16 protein-coding genes are annotated in these 17,260 nt (G+C 65.1%); 11 read left to right on the top strand and 5 right to left on the bottom strand.

Annotated elements, in window-relative coordinates; all coding sequences use genetic code 11:
• The first annotated feature begins 18 nt into the window (after positions 1-18).
• Positions 19-1,683: a thiamine pyrophosphate-binding protein gene (locus ACVWY5_RS03345; RefSeq protein WP_028332958.1), complete on the top strand. Its 1,665-nt coding sequence runs from the start codon at positions 19-21 to the stop codon at positions 1,681-1,683.
• Between the two features lie 113 nt (positions 1,684-1,796).
• Here ACVWY5_RS03345 and ACVWY5_RS03350 read toward each other — a convergent pair whose 3' ends face one another.
• Positions 1,797-3,182, bottom strand: coding sequence for an LLM class flavin-dependent oxidoreductase (locus ACVWY5_RS03350; RefSeq protein WP_028332959.1), 1,386 nt, complete (start codon positions 3,180-3,182; stop codon positions 1,797-1,799).
• Between the two features lie 231 nt (positions 3,183-3,413).
• Here ACVWY5_RS03350 and ACVWY5_RS03355 point away from each other — a divergent pair, with 231 nt between their 5' ends.
• The 3 genes from ACVWY5_RS03355 (at position 3,414) to ACVWY5_RS03365 (ending at position 7,322) form a co-directional block, all read left to right on the top strand.
• The gene (locus ACVWY5_RS03355) at positions 3,414-4,799 is read left to right on the top strand and encodes a M20 family metallopeptidase (protein ID WP_038377314.1); all 1,386 of its coding nucleotides are present in this window, start codon (positions 3,414-3,416) and stop codon (positions 4,797-4,799) included.
• Between the two features lie 142 nt (positions 4,800-4,941).
• On the top strand, positions 4,942-6,228 hold the full coding sequence (locus ACVWY5_RS03360) for an MFS transporter (protein WP_028332961.1): 1,287 nt from the start codon (positions 4,942-4,944) through the stop codon (positions 6,226-6,228).
• A 248-nt stretch (positions 6,229-6,476) separates the two neighbouring features.
• Positions 6,477-7,322 (top strand): IclR family transcriptional regulator, encoded by an 846-nt coding sequence (locus ACVWY5_RS03365; protein WP_051376052.1) that lies wholly within the window; start codon positions 6,477-6,479, stop codon positions 7,320-7,322.
• A gap of 77 nt (positions 7,323-7,399) precedes the next feature.
• Here ACVWY5_RS03365 and ACVWY5_RS03370 read toward each other — a convergent pair whose 3' ends face one another.
• The 3 genes from ACVWY5_RS03370 to ACVWY5_RS03380 form a co-directional block, all read right to left on the bottom strand.
• Positions 7,400-8,908 (bottom strand): tripartite tricarboxylate transporter permease, encoded by a 1,509-nt coding sequence (locus ACVWY5_RS03370; RefSeq protein WP_028332963.1) that lies wholly within the window; start codon positions 8,906-8,908, stop codon positions 7,400-7,402.
• A gap of 6 nt (positions 8,909-8,914) precedes the next feature.
• The gene (locus tag ACVWY5_RS03375) at positions 8,915-9,400 is read right to left on the bottom strand and encodes a tripartite tricarboxylate transporter TctB family protein (RefSeq protein WP_028332964.1); all 486 of its coding nucleotides are present in this window, start codon (positions 9,398-9,400) and stop codon (positions 8,915-8,917) included.
• A gap of 237 nt (positions 9,401-9,637) precedes the next feature.
• Positions 9,638-10,603, bottom strand: a complete 966-nt coding sequence (locus tag ACVWY5_RS03380) for a Bug family tripartite tricarboxylate transporter substrate binding protein (protein ID WP_028332965.1) — start codon at positions 10,601-10,603, stop codon at positions 9,638-9,640.
• Between the two features lie 378 nt (positions 10,604-10,981).
• Here ACVWY5_RS03380 and ACVWY5_RS03385 point away from each other — a divergent pair, with 378 nt between their 5' ends.
• The 7 genes from ACVWY5_RS03385 to ACVWY5_RS03415 all read left to right on the top strand — a co-directional run bounded on the left by ACVWY5_RS03385 (position 10,982) and on the right by ACVWY5_RS03415 (position 16,626).
• Positions 10,982-11,398, top strand: a complete 417-nt coding sequence (locus ACVWY5_RS03385; protein ID WP_028332966.1) for a hypothetical protein — start codon at positions 10,982-10,984, stop codon at positions 11,396-11,398.
• Positions 11,395-12,258: an alpha/beta hydrolase gene (locus ACVWY5_RS03390; protein WP_321176637.1), complete on the top strand. Its 864-nt coding sequence runs from the start codon at positions 11,395-11,397 to the stop codon at positions 12,256-12,258. Before ACVWY5_RS03385 ends, ACVWY5_RS03390 begins: the two co-directional genes overlap by 4 nt.
• Positions 12,259-12,288: 30 nt before the next feature.
• Complete coding sequence (locus tag ACVWY5_RS03395) at positions 12,289-13,206, top strand: amino acid ABC transporter substrate-binding protein (RefSeq protein WP_028332968.1); 918 nt, start codon at positions 12,289-12,291, stop codon at positions 13,204-13,206.
• 151 nt (positions 13,207-13,357) lie between these two features.
• Complete coding sequence (locus ACVWY5_RS03400; RefSeq protein WP_028332969.1) at positions 13,358-14,089, top strand: amino acid ABC transporter permease; 732 nt, start codon at positions 13,358-13,360, stop codon at positions 14,087-14,089.
• Between the two features lie 2 nt (positions 14,090-14,091).
• Entirely contained in the window at positions 14,092-14,784 is a 693-nt protein-coding gene (locus tag ACVWY5_RS03405; RefSeq protein ID WP_026192237.1) for an amino acid ABC transporter permease, read from the top strand.
• Positions 14,785-14,853: 69 nt separating this feature from the next.
• Positions 14,854-15,585 (top strand): amino acid ABC transporter ATP-binding protein, encoded by a 732-nt coding sequence (locus tag ACVWY5_RS03410; RefSeq protein WP_028332970.1) that lies wholly within the window; start codon positions 14,854-14,856, stop codon positions 15,583-15,585.
• A 180-nt stretch (positions 15,586-15,765) separates the two neighbouring features.
• Complete coding sequence (locus tag ACVWY5_RS03415; protein ID WP_028332971.1) at positions 15,766-16,626, top strand: D-amino-acid transaminase; 861 nt, start codon at positions 15,766-15,768, stop codon at positions 16,624-16,626.
• A gap of 155 nt (positions 16,627-16,781) precedes the next feature.
• Here the strand turns inward: ACVWY5_RS03415 and ACVWY5_RS03420 are convergent, their stop codons facing one another.
• The gene (locus tag ACVWY5_RS03420; RefSeq protein WP_028332972.1) at positions 16,782-17,240 is read right to left on the bottom strand and encodes a carboxymuconolactone decarboxylase family protein; all 459 of its coding nucleotides are present in this window, start codon (positions 17,238-17,240) and stop codon (positions 16,782-16,784) included.
• Between the last annotated feature and the right edge of the window lie 20 nt (positions 17,241-17,260).

Here is a 17,260-nt window from a genome sequence, read left to right on the forward strand (position 1 = left end):
GACAGGCCTGGAGGGAACATGAAGAATCGCATTACCGGCCGCTCGGCATTTTTGGCGCTGCTGAAGGATGAGGGCGTCACCCATCTGTTCGGCAATCCCGGCACCACCGAACTGCCGATCATGCACGCGCTGAAGGAGCATCCCGATCTCACCTATGTGATGGCGATGCAGGAGAGCCTGGTGGTCGCGATGGCCGACGGCTTCAGCCGCGCCTCCGGCAAGCTCGTCGCCTGCAACGTCCATGTCGCGCCGGGACTCGGCAACGCGATGGGCTCGCTCTACAATGCGAGCTTCACCGGCACGCCGCTGATCCTGACCGCCGGGCAGCAGGAGCAGGGCCATGGTCTGACCGAGCCGGTGCTCTACGGTCCGCTGGTGCAGATGGCGACGCCGCTGGTGAAATGGGCGGTCGAGGTGACGCGGCTCGAAGACCTGCCGCGCATCGTGCGCCGCGCCGCCAAGATCGCGACTACGCCGCCGACCGGGCCGGTGTTCATCTCGCTGCCCGGCGATATCCTCAATTCCGAAGCCGGCATCGAACTTGGACGCTCCACCCGGATCGACACCCGGGTGAGGCCATCGGAGGATTCGCTCAAGGCGCTGGCCGCGCGCATCCTGAAAGCGGAGCGACCGGTGGTCGTCGTCGGCGACGAGATCGTCAAGAGCGACGCACTGCGCGAGGCGGCCGATCTCGCCGAGACGCTGGGCTGCCCGGCCTGGCAATCGCCGACGCCTTTTGGTTCGCATTTCCTGTCCGAAAGCCCGAGTTTCATGGGCGCGATCGCGCGGCTGCAGAAGGTCGCGCGCGACGTGCTGGCGCCGCATGATCTGTTGATCGCGCTCGGCGGTGATCCCCTGCGGATGTCGGTCTATAGCGAGGTCGATCCGCTGCCGGACGGGCTCTCGATCGTGCAGGTCGGCCTGGTCGACAGCGACCTCGCCAGGAACTATGGCGCCGAGATCGCGGTCAAGGCGGACGTCAAGGAAACGCTGCGCGCGCTGGTCCCTGCGTTGAAGGAGGCCGGCGGCGGCGCGCTGGAGACGCGTGCCAAGCAGGGACTCGCGGCCTTGTCGACCAAGAACTGGGCGGCGAAGCGCAAGGCGCTGGTCGAACAGATCTCGAAGGCGAGCCAGACCTCGCCGATCGATCCGGACTGGCTGGCGCTGCAGGTCGTGGAGGCGATGCCTGACAACGCGATCCTGGTGGACGAGGGCCTGACCTCGTCGCGCCAGATCATCGCGCTGCGCGCGCATCGCGACCGCTACGGCTATCACGCGCTGGCCTCCGGCGGCATCGGCTGGGGCCTGCCGGCTGCGGTCGGCGTCAGCCTCGCCAATCCGCAGCGCCCGGTGGTGTGCTATTCGGGCGACGGCTCGTCGATGTATTCGATCCAGTCGCTGTGGACCGCGGCCAACCACAAGCTGCCGCTGACCTTCGTCATCGTCAACAATGGCGGCTACCGCATCATCAAGCAGCGCCTGCTCGCGTTCCACGGCGACGATCACTACATCGGCATGGACTTCATCGACCCGCCGGTCGATTTCACCGGCGTCGCGCGCTCGCTTGGGCTCGAGGCGATCAGGATCACCGACCCACAGGAGCTGAAGGGTGTGATGAAGTCGGCTTTCAGCCGTCCGGGCGCGAAGCTGATCGAGGTGGTGGTGAGCAATTCGGTGAATTAGTTGGGACGTCATTCCGGGATGGTCCGAAGGACCAGACCCGGAATCTCGAGATTCCACAATTCGCAATTGCGAATTGGGGTTCGATGCTTCGCATCGCCCCGGAATGACGTTGTCTACTCCGCCGCAGCGCTCCGCTTCACGCGATAACGGCTTGCCGGGTGCGTCGCGTCGAGCCTCGCACGCCCTGCGCCGAACAACTTCTCGCGCAAGGTGCCCTTCGCATATTCCCGCTTGTAGCGGCCGCGCTTGACGAGCTCCGGCACCAGCATGTCGGCGATGTCCTCGAAATCGCCGGGCGAGATCGCAAACGCGACATTGAGGCCGTCGACGTCGGTGTCCTCGAACCATTGCTCGATCTTGTCGGCGACCTGCTCGGGCGAGCCGACCACGACCGGGCCGGCGCCGCCGATGCCGACATGCTCGGCGACCTCGCGCACGGTCCAGACCCGGCCGGGATCGGCGCGGGTGACGTTGTCCATCGCGGAGCGGCCGGCGTCGTTCTGCACGTGCCGCACCTCCTGGTCGAGCGAATAGGTCGAGAAGTCGACGCCGGTCCAGCCCGACATCAGCGCCAGGGCGCCCTCATGGCTGATATGGCGGCGATACTCGGCGTATTTCGCCTTCGCGTCCGCCTCGGTCGGCGCCACCACGACGCACATCATCGAGAACATCAGGATCTCGGCTGCGTTGCGGCCCTTCGCGGCGGCGAGCTCGCGGATCGCCGAGACGCGTGGACCGATCACCTTCGCCGACGGTCCCGACATGAATACGCATTCGGCATGCTCGGCGGCGAACTGCCGGCCGCGCGGCGAGGTGCCGGCCTGGTAGAGCACCGGCGTGCGCTGCGGCGACGGCTCCGACAGGTGGATCGCGTTGAGCCGGTAGTTGCTGCCGTCATGGTGTACCGCATGCACCTTGCTCGGATCGCTGAAGATGCCGCGCGCGACGTCGCGGATCGCGGCGTCGTCCTCCCAGCTGCCTTCCCAGAGCTTGTAGACCAGCTCCATATATTCGTCGGCGAGCTCGTAGCGGTCGTCATGCGCGGTCTGCTTGTCCTTGCCGGCGCCGCGCGCCGCGGAATCGAGATAGCCGGTCACCACGTTCCAGCCGACCCGGCCGCCGGTGAGGTGATCGAGCGTCGACATCCGCCGCGCGAACGGGTAGGGCGGCTCGAAGGAGAGATTGCTGGTGACGCCGAAGCCGAGATTTTCGGTCACCGCGGCCATCGCCGGGATCAGCATCAACGGTTCGTTGGCCGGGGTCTGCGCCGCGTTGCGCAGCGCCGCATCCGGATTGCCGGCATAGACGTCGTAGACGCCGAGCACGTCGGCGAGGAACAGCCCGTCGAACCGGCCGCGCTCCAGCGTCTTCGCCAGATCGATCCAGTAGGACAGCTTGTTGTAGTCCTTGGTGCGGTCGCGCGGATGGGTCCACAGCCCCGGCGACTGATGCGCCACGCAGTTCATCGCAAAGGCGTTGAGCCGGATTTGTTTTGTCATTGTCGAAAACCTTGGTCGAAACCTTGCGCGCCGTGCTGCCCGGTCTATGCCGGGCGTCCCGCTTCAACTTGTTGCGACTTCCCACGTTTTGGCAAGGCCCATTCGCATTTCGCGCCCTTCCGGTCGCGATCTGATCCCGATAGGTTGCGCGCTTCCAGAAGCATGATCGGGACGCAAAGCATGGCGTTCCGGTGCGATCATGCCACGACGCGACCGGACGAAGGAACAATCATGGCGACACGGGCCGACGCAATCGCAAAGGTGCGAGAGCATTTTCAATCGGGAGAGTTCTTGAAGGAACTGGACCGCAGGGTCGGCTACCAGACCGAGAGCCTGAATGCCGACAAGGCCGATGCGCTGCGCGCCTATCTGGTGGAGAATCTGCAACCGGCCTTCGCCGAGCTCGAGTTCAAGACCCACCTGATCGAGTCGCCGACCGGCCGTGGGCCCTATCTGATCGCCGACTATCAGGAAGACGCTTCGCGGCCGACCGTGCTGACCTACGGCCATGGCGACGTCGTCGACGGCATGGTCGGCGAATGGCGCGACGGGCTCAATCCCTGGCAGACCACGGTCAAGGGCGAGCGCGTCTATGGCCGCGGCACCGCCGACAACAAGGGCCAGCATTCGATCAACATGGCCGCGCTGCGCGCGGTGAAGCAGGCGCGCGGCGGCAGGCTCGGCTTCAACGCCAAATTCATCATCGAGACCGGCGAGGAGATCGGCTCGCCCGATCTGCGCGAGGTCTGCGAGGCGCACCGCGAGGAACTGAAGGCCGACCTGTTCATCGCCTCCGACGGGCCGCGGCTGTCGGCGGAGCGGCCGACCATCTTCCTCGGCTGCCGCGGCGGCAACCGCATCCATCTCGACGTCAATCTGCGCGAAGGCGGCAACCATTCCGGCAATTGGGGCGGCGTGCTCGCCAACCCCGCCACGATCCTGGCGAGCGCGATCGCGAGCCTGGTCGATGGCAAGGGCCGCATGAAGCTCGAGATCCTCAAACCCCCGCCGATTTCGAACCGCGTCCGCGCCGCGCTCGCCGACGTCGAGGTCAAGCCGACGGCGGACGAACCGGCGCTCGCGGAAGACTGGGGCGAGGAGGGCCTGACCGCGGCGGAGCGGCTCTATGCGTGGAACACGCTGGAGGTGCTGGCGATGTCGTCGGGCAATATCGAAAAGCCCGCCAACGCGATTCCCGGCAAGGCCAACGCGGTGCTGCAGCTCCGCTTCGTCGTCGGCACCCGGCATCTCGAGGTGATCGACGCGGTGCGGGACTATCTGCACAACAACGGTTTTCCGATGGTCGAGGTCTCGGGCACGCAGCGCTTTGCCGCCTCGCGCACCGACATGGACAGCCCGTGGATCGACTGGGCGGCGAACTCAATCCGCGCCACCACCGGCAAGGCGCCGGCGGTGCTGCCGAACTTCGGCGGCTCGCTGCCGAACGACGTGTTCTCCGAAGGCCTCGGCCTGCCGACGATCTGGGTGCCGCATTCCTATCCGGGCTGCTCGCAGCACGCCCCCGACGAGCACATCCTGCTGCCGGTGACCGAGGAGGCGCTGACCATCATGGCCGGCCTGTTCTGGGACCTCGGCGAGGCCCCGCGGAAGTCTTGAGCCTCACTCGCTACTCCGTCACGGCCGGGCTTGTCCCGGCCATCCACGTCTTGACGCTACGAGACAAAGACGTGGATGCCCGGCACAAGGCCGGGCATGACGAGTGGAAAGTTTGTTGGCTGACGCTGCCAAGGAAATTCTGATGACATTATCAACTTCGGCCGCCGCTCAGCACGCCACTGCGGTCGACAAGAAAAACATCACCCGTCTGATCGTCGCGACTTCGGTCGGCAATGCGCTCGAATGGTACGATATTTCGGTCTACGCCTATTTCGCGGTGTATCTCTCCAAGGCGTTCTTCCCGGCCAATGATCCGACCACCTCGCTGCTGTTGACCTTCGGCAGCTTCGGCCTGTCGTTTCTGATCCGCCCGATCGGCGGCGTCGTGCTCGGCGCCTATGCCGACCGGCACGGCCGCAAGGCCTCGCTGATGCTGTCGATCGTGCTGATGACGCTGGGCACGCTGGTGCTGGCGCTGATGCCGACCTATCACACCATCGGCATCCTGGCGCCGATCGCGGTGCTGCTGGCGCGCCTGGTGCAGGGCTTTTCCGCCGGCGGCGAGTTCGGCTCCTCGACCGCGTTCCTGGTCGAGCACATGCCGGAGCGGCGCGGCTTCGTGGCAAGCTGGCAGTTCGCGAGCCAGGGCGTCAGCGGTCTGTTGGGCGCGGGCTTCGGTGCGCTCCTGACCTCGCTGATGAGCCCGGAGGATTTACAGTCCTGGGGCTGGCGGCTGCCGTTCCTGTTCGGCGTCCTGATAGGCCCGGTCGGCATCTATATCCGCAACCATGTCGACGATGCGACGCCTCCGCCGGCCGCGAAGCAGGAATCGCCGGTCAGGGAAGTGCTCGCGCGGCAGAAGCTCGCCACGATGCTCGCGATCGGCGCGCTCGCCGTGTCGACCGCGGTCAACTATTTGATTGTCTACATGCCGACCTATGTGGTGAAGACGCTCAACCTCGCGCCATCGGTCGGCTTCATTGCCTCGTTCGCCGCGCAGACCGCGGTTGCGCTGCTGGCGCCGATCGCAGGCATGGTCTCCGACAAGATCGGACGTACCACCCACATGATCCTGTTCGCGCTGCTGCTGCTGGTGTCGATCTTCCCGGCCTTCCTCTTGCTCACCGGCAAACCGACGCCCGAGATCATCCTGCTCGGCGTGCTCTGGCTCGGCGTCCTCAAGTCGCTGTATTACGGGCCGCTCGCCGCGCTGATGTCGGAACTGTTTCCGGCGGCGACGCGTGCGACCGGGCTCGGTCTCAGCTACAATATCGGTGTCACCTTGTTCGGCGGTATGGGGCCGGCGATCATGACCTGGCTGGGCGGTTTCCCGCTGATCGGCGAGCTCGCGCCGGGTTACTATCTCACCGCGGTCTGCATCCTCAGCCTCTGCGCGCTGTTCACGATCCGCAGGATGCGGCTGGCGTAACGCATGATCCGAAAAAGTGCGAAGCGGTCTTTCGAAAGATCATGCGCAAATGGCATCAGATTTCGTGATGCGAAATTCAGATATGCTTATTGTTGCACAGCAACGTAGATAGTCGAAATCAAAGTTTCATCTGACGAAAGTATACGGTGTCCGGCGCACGTCATCCGTCCTAGGATGATGTCCGCCGGGCGCGTCTCTTCGTTGCGCCCGGTTCAGGATTTGGAATTGACGGCAAGGAAGGCCAGGGAATGAACGCCTCCACGACTGCGACCGCACGGACCAGCCGCAAGAGGCCACTGCCGGAGCCGGGCCAACCCGACAAGTTCAACGCGATCCAGAAGGTCTGCGCGATCCTGCGCGTGCTGGCGCAGCGCTCGCCGCTGCGGCTCACCGACATCGCCGACACCACCTCGCTGAACAAGGCGACGGCGCTGCGCATTCTCAACTCGCTGATCGAGGAAGGCTTCGTCAGTCGCGTCGCCGGCGCCAAGACCTATGAGCTCGGCCAGGAGGCGCGGGTGATGGCGGTCGGCGCGCGCCGTTCGGTCGACATCGCCGAGCTGGCGCAGCCGAGCCTGCTCCGGCTGTCGGAGCGCTCGGCCGATACGGCGCTGCTGTCGGTGCGCTCCGGCGTCGAGGCGCTTTATCTGGCGCGCTCGGTCGGCAACCATCCGCTGCAGCCGAACTATCTGCAGATCGGCAGCCGCCGTCCGCTCGGCGTCGGCGCCGGCGCGCTGGCGCTGCTGGTCTGGCTGCCGGATGCCGAAATCGAGGCTGTGATCGAGGTGATCGTGCCGCGGCTGGCGAAATCGCCGCGCATCACGCCGAAGTTCCTGCGCGAGCGGATCGCCATGGCGCGCAAGGCCGGCCACACCGTGCTGATCGACGCCGCGTTCCCCGGCATGGGCGGCGTCGGCGTGCCGGTCCGCGACGATGCCGGCGAGGTGGTCGCTGCGCTCTCGATCGGCGCCGCGTCCGACCGCATTCGCCGCCGCGAAGGTGAGCTCGCCGACATGCTGAAGAAGGAAGCCCAGGTGCTGGCCCGCGCGCTGGCCCAGGCGCCGAAGAACGGGCGTGCGGCGAAGATGGGTTGAGCGGTCGGGATGCGAGCATCGGCTCTTCACCTCGCCCCGCGTGCGGGGAGAGGTCGGAACGCATCGTCAGATGCGTTCTACGCCCCCTCATCCAGCGCCACCAGCTCGCGCTTCTTGCGCAGTGAGGGCAGCAGCGGGCCGACCAGCAGCACCAGCGCGAAGGCGAGGCAGATCGCCGAGATCGGTCGCTCCACGAAGGTCATGAGGTTGCCCTGGGAGAGGATCAGCGACTTGCGCAGGTTGTTCTCCAGCATCGGCCCGAGCACGAAGGCCAGCACCAGCGGCGCCGGCTCGTAGCCGAGCTTGCGCATGAAATAGCCGATCACGCCGAACGCGATCATGACGTGGACGTCGAACACGTTGTTGCTGGAGCAATAGACGCCGATGATCGTGAACAGGATGATCAGCGGGAACAGCACGTTGTAGGGCAGCCGCAGCAGCTGCACCCACATGCCGATCATCGGCAGGTTGAGCACCAAGAGCATCAGGTTGCCGATATACATGCTGGCGACGATGCCCCAGAACAGCGTCGGATTCTGCGAGATCATCAGCGGTCCCGGCTGCAGGCCGTGGATCACGAAGGCGCCGAGCAGCAGCGCCATCACCACATTGGGCGGGATGCCGAGCGTCATCAGCGGAATGAAGGCGCCGCCGGCCGCGGAATTGTTCGCCGATTCCGGCCCCGCGACGCCCTCGATCGCGCCGTGGCCGAAGCGCTCCGGATGCTTCGAGAGCCGCTTCTCCAGCGCGTAGGAGGCGAACGACGCCACCACGGCGCCGCCGCCGGGCAGGATGCCGAGGAAGAAGCCGAGCACCGTGCCGCGCGCCACCGGTCCGGCGCTGGCCTTCCAGTCCTCCTTGCTCGGCAGCAATTGGTTGATCCTGGTCTTGATGATGTCGCGCTTGATCGCCTGCTCGGTGTTGAGCAGCACCTCGGCGACGCCGAACAGGCCCATCACGACCGGCACGAGGCCGATGCCGTCGATCAGCTCGAGGCGGCCGAAGGTCAGCCGCGGCTGCGCGGTGATGCTGTCGAGCCCGACCAGGCCGAGCACGACGCCGATGCAGGCCATCAGCAGCGCCTTGGCCATCGAGCCCTGGGTGAGGAAGGTCAGCACCACGAGGCCGAGCACCATCAGGCTGAAATATTCGGCCGGCCCGAACGCGATCGCGACGCTGGCAAGCGAGGGCGCCACCAGCATCAGCGCGATCAGCGCGAAGGTGCCGGCGATGAACGAGCCGAAGGCGGAGATGCCGAGCGCGGGGCCGGCGCGGCCCTGCTTGGCCATCTGGTGGCCGTCGATGCAGGTGACGACGGAAGCGGCTTCGCCGGGGATGTTGACCAGGATCGAGGTGGTCGATCCGCCATACATCGAGCCGTAATAGATGCCGGCCATCATGATGATGCCGGATTCCGGCGTGCCTGACAGCGTCACCGGCAGCAGCAGCGACATCGCCGAGATCGGGCCGATGCCGGGCAGCACGCCGACCAGCGTGCCGATGAACACGCCGATGAAGCAGTAGAGCAGGTTGATCGGCAGCAGCGCGACGCCGAGGCCGTGGGCGACGTTGACGAGAGTATCCATGGGCGCTCAACCGATCTCGAACATGCCGCTCGGCAGCTGGATCGCGAGCAGGTGCTTCAGCACCCACCACATTCCGAGCGGGGCAAGGATGGACAGCGGGATCGCCAGCGACCAGCGCACCGGATCGATCACGCGGAGCAGCAACAGCATCAGCGGGATCGCCGACAGCAGGAAGCCGAGCGGCTCCAGCGCAAAGGCGAACGCGGTGAGGCAGACGATGACCAGCACCGGCTTGCCCCAGCGCGCATTCTCCCAGCGCGAGGCGAAGGTCGGGCCGCCCTCGGTGACCGCCGCGATCATGATCGAGGCCGCGAACACGCACATCAGGATGCCGGTGTAGAACAGCACGTAGCCGGAGCCGGGATCGTTGATGGTGCCGAGCTTCAGCTTGAGGCCCGACCAGATCACGAAGGCGCCAAGCCCGAGCCCGATCAGCCCGCCCCACAGCTCGGAGTTGTTGAGGCGGAATTTGACGTTGGTTTGGTCAGTCATGTGGAGTGCCTTTAGGTCACCGTCGTCCTGAAGTGGCGAAGCGCCATCACCTCCCCACGCGTCGTCCCGGCGAAAGCCGGGACCCATCACCAGGGGGTCAGGTTGTTGAAACGAGCTGTGGCCCCAGCGTTGCGTGACAATAACCTTCGGTGGTTATGGGTCCCGGCTTTCGCCGGGACGACACAGTGGGTGGTTCTCGCGCATCCCGTTGTTAGTCCCGTCGTAGCGGACTGAACACTACTTCTTCGCCAGCCCGAGCGTGTCGATCACCTTGCGCTCGGACTCGGTGACCTCGCCCACGAACTTCTTGTAGTCCTCGGTGTTCTTGTAGTTCGGCACCATGTCGTATTTGGCCAGCGTTGCGATCACCGCCGGGTCCTCGATCGCCTTCTTGAAGGCATCGTGCAGCTTGGCGACGATCTTGGGGTCCATGCCCTTGGGGCCGGCGATGCCGAACGGCGAGTCATACACCATGGGGTAGCCGAGCTCCTTCAGCGTCGGTACGTCCGGATAGTTCGGCGAGCGCGCGCCGGTCCACACCATCAACAAGCGGAGCTTGCCGGCATCGACCAGCGGCCGCCAGCCGGTGGAATCCGCCTGCAGCATGGTGTGCTGGCCGAGCACGGCGGCATTGGTCTCGGCGCCGCCCTTGAACGGCACCTGGGTCAGCTTGATCCCGGCCATCAGGGCGATCTGCTCCATGCCGATGTGCAGCGAGGTGCCGGTGCCGGGCGTCGCATAGGTCACCTTGCCCGGGTTCTTCTTGGCGAAATCGACCACGTCCTGCCAGGTCTTGAACTGCGACTCCGCGTTGGTGGTGACGCCGAAAGTGTAGCCGGTGAGGTGGATGATGTAGGAGAAATCCTTCGCCGGATCCCACGACACCTCCTGCATCAGGGGCAGGCGAAACACCGTGATCGGGATCTGGGCGATGGTGTAGCCGTCGGGCTTGGCGCCGGCGGCCATCGTCGCGGGGCCCACGGTGCCGCCGCCGCCCGCCTTGTTGTCGACCGCGATCGGCTGGCCCAGCACCTTGGAGGCGCTCTCCGCGATCGCCCGCATCGAGATATCGGTCGAGCCGCCCGCCGGCCATGGCACGATCAGCGTGATCGGCTTGGTCGGATAATCCTGCGCCTGTGCCGCTGTCGACACCAGCATGCCGGCGGCGGCGAGCAGGACCATCAAGCGATTGCGGTGCGACATCTCGATCTCTCCCTTGTGACCGCGTTCGATCGCGGCCGCGTCTTGTTCGGTGTTGGCAATGATCGTCCCTGTCATGCTGGGACCGAGGGCGCATTGGACAGAACGGGGCGGGCAACGGAAGCGCGAATTGCGCTCGAAGCGCCGGCTGCGACAATTGGTCTGCCGCGACCTGCCGAGCGGCGGAATTCAATCGGCATTTGGTCTGACGGATTGGCCGTTCCCGGCAGCATGCGGGGAGGGTGCGGGGTGCGCGCGCATGACCGGCAAGCCGGGTTTGGTCAAGCGAATAATCAAGGGAACCCAAAGGCATCGGCGCCTTGCGGGATTGCGCCCTTCCGGTCATCATAGGTTGTCCGCCGCAGGAAGCTTCCCCGACAGATGACGCCATCGCCTGACGCCACCGACGACGCTGTGACGAGGGCGTTTGCCGGCCTTCCCGCGTTGCTCGACGAGGCCCCTCGGTTGGTCGCGCGCGGGCGGCTGCTCGATTGCGATTGCCTGCTCGGCCCGATGGCGCGGCCGTTTCATGCCGCGATCCGCGCCGGGCGTATTGTCGAGTTCGTGCCTTCGCCGGTCCTGATGCGCTCCTGGCGCTTTTCCTATCGCGCGACGCCGCAGGCCTGGTCCGCCTATTGGCAGGCCGAGCCAAAACCCGGCTGGCACGATCTACTGGCGCTGACCAAGCGCGGCGAGGCGGTGCTGGAAGGCGACCTGCATCCCTTCATGGCGCATCTGCAATACTTCAAGGACCTGCTGGCGCTGCCGCGGCAGCATTTCGCGGCGGCCGTATCATGAGCGGCAAGATCATGAACGGCCACGTCGAGCCGATGGTCGGCCGCTACGTTCACGTCGAGATCGGCGGTGAGCTGCACCGCATCTATTTCGAGGAGAACGGCACGGGCATTCCGCTGGTCTGCCTGCACACCGCGGGATCGGATGCGCGGCAGTGGCGCCATCTGCTCGGGGACGCGCAATTTGCCGAAAATTTCCGCATCATTGCCTTCGATATGCCCTGGCATGGCAAGTCGAATCCGCCGATGAGCTGGACCGGCGATGAATACCAACTCACCACTGCGCGCTACACCGAGACCATCCGCGCTTTCTGTCGGGCGTTGGGGCTGGAGAAGCCTGTGGTGATGGGCTGCTCGATCGGCGGCCGCATCGTGCTCAACCTTGCGATCGAACATGCCGCCGAGTTCCGGGCGCTGATCGGGCTCGAGGCGGCCGATTTCCAGGCGCCGTGGTATGACACCAACTGGCTGAACCGGCCGGACGTTCACGGCGGCGAAGTCTGCGCCGCGCTGGTGTCCGGGCTGATCGCCCCGCAGAGCCCGGAGCCTGCGCGGATGGAAACGCTGTGGGCCTACAAGCAGGGCGGTCCCGGCGTGTTCAAGGGCGATCTGTATTTCTACCGTGTCGACGGCGACCTGCGCGGCCGGGTCGCGTCAATCGATACTAAAGTATGCAAGCTGTATCTCCTCACGGGCGAGTATGATTTCTCCTGCACGCCTGAGGACACGAGGCGGACGGCAGCGGCAATAGGGGGCGCCAGCGTCACGATCATGGAGCAGCTCGGTCATTTTCCGATGAGCGAGCATCCGGAGCAGTTTCGCCGCTATATCGCACCCGTCCTCGCTGATATTCTCACGCACTAGAACGACCGTTTCCACGCAAGGAGTAGACGTATGACACGCAACTATCTGATCGGCTTCGCGCTCGCCGCCGCGCTCGGCGCGAGCCAGGCGCAAGCCGACGAACTGACCGGAACGCTGAAGAACATCAAGGACACCGGGGCGATTACGCTCGGCTACCGCGATTCCTCGATCCCGTTCTCCTATCTCGACGACAACCAGAAGCCGGTCGGCTACGCCATGGACATCTGCTACAAGATCGTCGATGCCGTGAAGAAGGAGCTGAAGCTCGACAAGCTCGAGGTCAAGCTCAACCCGGTGACCTCGGCGACGCGTATTCCGCTGATGGCCAACGGCACCGTCGACCTCGAATGCGGCTCGACCACCAACAATGCCGAGCGCCAGAAGCAGGTCTCCTTCACCAACAGCCACTTCCTGACCGCCAGCCGCTACGTCACCAAGAAGGCGAGCAAGATCAATTCGATCGACGATCTGAAGGGCAAGACGGTGGTCTCGACCGCCGGCACCACCAACATCAAGCAGCTCACCGAGGCCAACCTCGCGCGCGGGCTGAGCGTCAATATCATCCCGGCCAAGGATCATGCCGAGGCCTTCCTGATGGTCGAGACCGATCGCGCGGTCGCCTTCGTGATGGACGACATCCTGCTTGCGAGCCTCGTCGCCGGCTCGAAGTCGCCGGATGACTACGTGATCTCCAAGGACGCGTTCTCCAAGCCCGAGCCCTACGGCATCATGCTGCGCAAGGACGACGCGCCGTTCAAGAAGGTCGTCGACGCCGCAACCGCCGCGCTCTACACCAGCGGCGAGGGCCAGAAGATCTATGACAAGTGGTTCACCCAGAAGATCCCGCCGAAGGGCCTGAATCTCAACTCGCCTGCTGGACCGGAGATGAAGAAGCAGTTTGCGAAGCCGTCGGACTCTCCGGATCCGGATGCCTATCTGGTCAACTGACCGCTGCGTATGACCCGTCGCCCCCTTTTGGGAGCGGGTCCTGAAAGTTAGCATGTCCGGCCATTTTTGGAGGAGAATGGCCGGACATTTGCATAGACGCCGCGCGCGATGCCGGCGTTATGCGTGACCGGCACGGCCGCGTGGGGGACCTGTGAACTATAATTGGAACTGGCACATCTTCCTTGAGCCGAACCCGATGGGGACCGGCACCTATCTCGACCTGTTGCTGTCGGGGCTGGTGGTCACCGTCAAGGTGTCGGTGCTGGCCTGGATCATCGCGCTGGTGTCCGGCTCGGTGATCGGCGTGCTGCGCACGCTGCCGTCGCGGACGGTGTCGTGGATCGGCTTCTGCTGGGTCGAGTTCTTCCGCAACATGCCGCTGCTGGTGCAGCTGTTCCTGTGGTTCTTCGTGCTGCCCGAACTGTTGCCGCGGTCGGCCGGGCTGTGGCTGAAGCAACTGCCGAATGCGCCGTTCTGGACCGCCGCGATCGGCGTCGGCTTCTTCATGTCGGCGCGCGTCGCCGTGCAATTGCAGGCCGGCATCACCTCGCTGCCGCGCGGGCAGAAGCAGGCCTCGACCGCGCTCGGCCTCACCACGGTGCAGACCTATCGCTACGTGCTGCTGCCGATGGCGTTCCGCATCATCCTGCCGCCGCTGACCTCCGAATTCCTCAACACCATCAAGAACAGCGCGGTCGCCATCACCATCGGCCTGATCGAACTGACCGGCCAGGCCCGCTCGATGCAGGAATTCTCGTTCCAGGTGTTCGAGGCGTTCACGGCGGCAACCGTGCTCTACCTGCTCCTCAATTTCGTCGTGGTGACCGCGATGCGCTTCCTCGAGCGCTATGTCGCGATCCCCGGCTACATCACGGGCAAATGACGATGATCGGCAGTTTCGATTTCGACGTCATCCGCCGCTCGTTGCCCTACCTGTTCCTGGAGGGCATGCGCTTCACGCTGACCTTGACCGCGCTCGCAGCGTTCGGCGGCCTGGTGTTCGGCACCCTGATCGCCCTGATGCGGCTGTCGAGCTACAAGGTGCTCGGGCGCATCGCGGGCTTCTATGTCGACTTCATCCGCTCGCTGCCGCTGGTGCTGGTGATCTTCTGGTTCTACTTCCTGGTGCCGTATATCGGGCAGTGGCTGACCGGCGCGTCGCGGCCGATCACGGTCGGCGCCTTCGCCTCCTCGCTGATCACCTTCATCGCGTTCGAGGCGGCGTATTTCTCCGAGATCATGCGCGCCGGCATCCAGTCGATCTCGAAGGGGCAGCCGGCCGCGGCCAGCGCGCTCGGCCTGACCTACGCGCAGTCGATGCGCTACGTCGTGCTGCCGCAGGCGTTCCGCAACATGCTGCCGGTGCTGCTGACGCAGACCATCGTACTGTTCCAGGACACCTCGCTGGTCTACGTGCTGTCGATCCCGGATTTCCTCGGCGCCGCCAGCAAGGTCGCGCAGCGCGACGGCCGGCTGGTCGAAATGTACCTGTTCGCCGCGCTGGTCTACTTCGTCATTTCCTGTGTCGCATCCTACGGCGTTCGGCGCCTGCAGGCGCGCATCGCCATCGTTCGCTGAGACATGACCCGGAAAAGTGGGAACCGGTTTTCCGACAAGGTCATGCCTAAACAAAAAAGCTGAGCCATCATGATCGAGATCAACCACGTCAACAAATGGTACGGGCCGAGCTTCCAGGTGCTGAAGGACTGCACCACCAGCGTCGCCAAGGGCGAGGTGGTGGTGGTCTGCGGTCCATCCGGCTCGGGCAAGTCGACCCTGATCAAATGCGTCAATGCGCTGGAGCCGATCCAGGGCGGCGACATCACGCTCGACGGCGTCAAGGTCAACGATCCCAAGACCGACCTGCCGAAGCTGCGCTCGCGCGTCGGCATGGTGTTCCAGCACTTCGAGTTGTTTCCGCACTTACGGATCATCGACAATCTCCGCCTCGCGCAGGAGAAGGTGCTCGGCCGTAAGGCTGAGGGCGCCACCGCAAAGGGCATGAAGCTTCTGGAGCGCGTCGGGCTGAAGGATCACGCGAAGAAGTTTCCCGCCGAACTGTCCGGCGGCCAGCAGCAGCGCGTCGCGATCGCCCGCGCCCTGGCGATGGACCCGATCGCCATGCTGTTCGACGAGCCGACCTCGGCGCTCGATCCGGAGATGATCAGCGAGGTGCTCGACGTGATGGTCGACCTCGCCCGCGAGGGCATGACCATGATGGTCGTGACCCACGAAATGGGCTTTGCCAACAAGGTCGCCGATCGCGTCATCTTCATGGACCGCGGCGAGATCGTCGAGGACGCCAAGAAGGCCGACTTCTTCGGCACGCCGCGCAGCGACCGCGCGCAGAAGTTCCTGTCGAAGATCTTGCAGCACTGAGCTGAGGGAGTCTCTCCGCCTGTCATTCCGGGGCGCCTCGAAGAGGCGAACCCGGAATCTCGAGATTTCGCGTTCGATGCTGCGCATCGCCCCGGAATGACGACGGCTACAGGGTTTTCCCCCGTTAACAATTTGCGTATACGAAGGCCTGAAACCCCCTTCGTCCGCAGGAGAACTCGCGTGGAAAAGATCGCTTACGTCAACGGCTCGTTCGTGCCGCATTCGGAGGCCAAGGTCTCGGTCTTCGACCGCGGATTCCTGTTCGCCGACGGCATCTACGAGGTGGCGGCGGTGCTCGAGGGCAAGCTGATCGACAACGCCTCGCATCTGGCGCGGCTCAAGCGTTCGGTCGGCGAGATCCAGCTCGCGCTGCCGGAGACGCTGGAGCGGATCGAGGAGATCCAGAAGGAGCTGGTTGCGCGCAACGACCTCGTCAACGGCATGGTCTATCTCGAGGTCACCCGCGGCGCCGACAAGGGCCGCGACTTCGCCTTCCCGAAGGCCGACGTCAAGCCGACGCTCGTGATGTTCACCTCGGAAAAGGACATCATCAACGCGCCCTCGGCCAAGACCGGCATCAACGTCATCACGGTGCCCGACATCCGCTGGGAGCGGCGCGACATCAAGAGCGTGGCGCTGCTGGCGCAGGTGCTGGCCAAGCAGGCGGCGGCCGCGGCCGGCGCCGGCGAAGCCTGGATGATCGAGGACGGCAAGGTCACCGAGGGCGGCTCGTCCTCGTCCTTCATCGTCACCCAGGACGATGTCATCGTGACCCGGCAGAACGGCAACGAGATCCTGCCCGGCTGCACCCGCAAGGCGGTGGTCAAGCTCGCCGAGGAACGCCAGCTGCGCATCGAGGAGCGCGCCTTCACGATCGAGGAAGCGCTCGCCGCCAAGGAAGCCTTCATCACCAGCGCTTCCGTCTTCGTGCAGGGCGTGGTCGCGATCGACGGCAAGAAGGTCGGAGGCGGCAAGGTCGGCCCGATCACCGACCGCCTGCGCGAGATCTACGTCGAGTTCGCCCGCGCGACGGCGGTTTAGGACCGTCGCCGCACTTTACGCTGTCATCGCCCGGCGCGACCGCGGCGATCCAGTATTCCAGAGACGGCGGTGCTTGAGCCGAGGCGTCGCGGCGTACTGGATGCCCCGCATGAAGCGGGGCATGACAGCGGAATATACCGCTGAGAGTATGGTCCTCACGCCGCCGCCTTCGCCTTCACCGGATGCACCGCGCGGAAGCCGATGGCGATCCGGTTCCAGGCGTTGATCGCGCCGATCAGCGTGGTCAGGTTGACCAGTTCGCTGTCCGAGAACTGGGCGCGCACCGCCTCATAGTCGGCGTCGGGCGCATGCGTCTCCGCAACCAGCGTCAGCGCTTCGGTCCAGGCCAGCGCCGCGCGCTCGCGCTCGCTGTAGAGCGGGGATTCGCGCCAGGCGTTGAGCAAATAGAGCCGCTGCTCGGTCTCGCCGTGCTTACGGGCATCCTCGGTGTGCATGTTGATGCAATAGGCGCAGCCGTTGATCTGCGAGGCGCGGGTCTTGACCAACTCGATCAGCGATTGCTCGAGGCCGCTCGCAGCAATCTGGTTTTCGACCGCGACCAGCGCTTTGATGGTCTCGGGTGCGGCCTGGTAGAAGTTCATGCGGGGCTTCATGGTCGTTCTCCGTGGTTGTG

Source organism: Bradyrhizobium sp. USDA 3256 (assembly GCF_054058275.1).

Bases quoted from the DNA above. Each gene is read 5' to 3' on its own strand.
- ACVWY5_RS03380 (WP_028332965.1), bottom strand. From the start codon at position 10,603: ATGTCGCACCGCAATCGCTTGATGGTCCTGCTCGCCGCCGCCGGCATG.
- ACVWY5_RS03370 (WP_028332963.1), bottom strand. From the start codon at position 8,908: ATGGATACTCTCGTCAACGTCGCCCACGGCCTCGGCGTCGCGCTGCTG.
- ACVWY5_RS03345 (WP_028332958.1), top strand. From the start codon at position 19: ATGAAGAATCGCATTACCGGCCGCTCGGCATTTTTGGCGCTGCTGAAG.
- ACVWY5_RS03390 (WP_321176637.1), top strand. From the start codon at position 11,395: ATGAGCGGCAAGATCATGAACGGCCACGTCGAGCCGATGGTCGGCCGC.
- ACVWY5_RS03350 (WP_028332959.1), bottom strand. From the start codon at position 3,182: ATGACAAAACAAATCCGGCTCAACGCCTTTGCGATGAACTGCGTGGCG.
- ACVWY5_RS03385 (WP_028332966.1), top strand. From the start codon at position 10,982: ATGACGCCATCGCCTGACGCCACCGACGACGCTGTGACGAGGGCGTTT.
- ACVWY5_RS03365 (WP_051376052.1), top strand. From the start codon at position 6,477: ATGAACGCCTCCACGACTGCGACCGCACGGACCAGCCGCAAGAGGCCA.
- ACVWY5_RS03410 (WP_028332970.1), top strand. From the start codon at position 14,854: ATGATCGAGATCAACCACGTCAACAAATGGTACGGGCCGAGCTTCCAG.
- ACVWY5_RS03405 (WP_026192237.1), top strand. From the start codon at position 14,092: ATGATCGGCAGTTTCGATTTCGACGTCATCCGCCGCTCGTTGCCCTAC.
- ACVWY5_RS03355 (WP_038377314.1), top strand. From the start codon at position 3,414: ATGGCGACACGGGCCGACGCAATCGCAAAGGTGCGAGAGCATTTTCAA.
- ACVWY5_RS03420 (WP_028332972.1), bottom strand. From the start codon at position 17,240: ATGAAGCCCCGCATGAACTTCTACCAGGCCGCACCCGAGACCATCAAA.
- ACVWY5_RS03395 (WP_028332968.1), top strand. From the start codon at position 12,289: ATGACACGCAACTATCTGATCGGCTTCGCGCTCGCCGCCGCGCTCGGC.
- ACVWY5_RS03360 (WP_028332961.1), top strand. From the start codon at position 4,942: ATGACATTATCAACTTCGGCCGCCGCTCAGCACGCCACTGCGGTCGAC.
- ACVWY5_RS03375 (WP_028332964.1), bottom strand. From the start codon at position 9,400: ATGACTGACCAAACCAACGTCAAATTCCGCCTCAACAACTCCGAGCTG.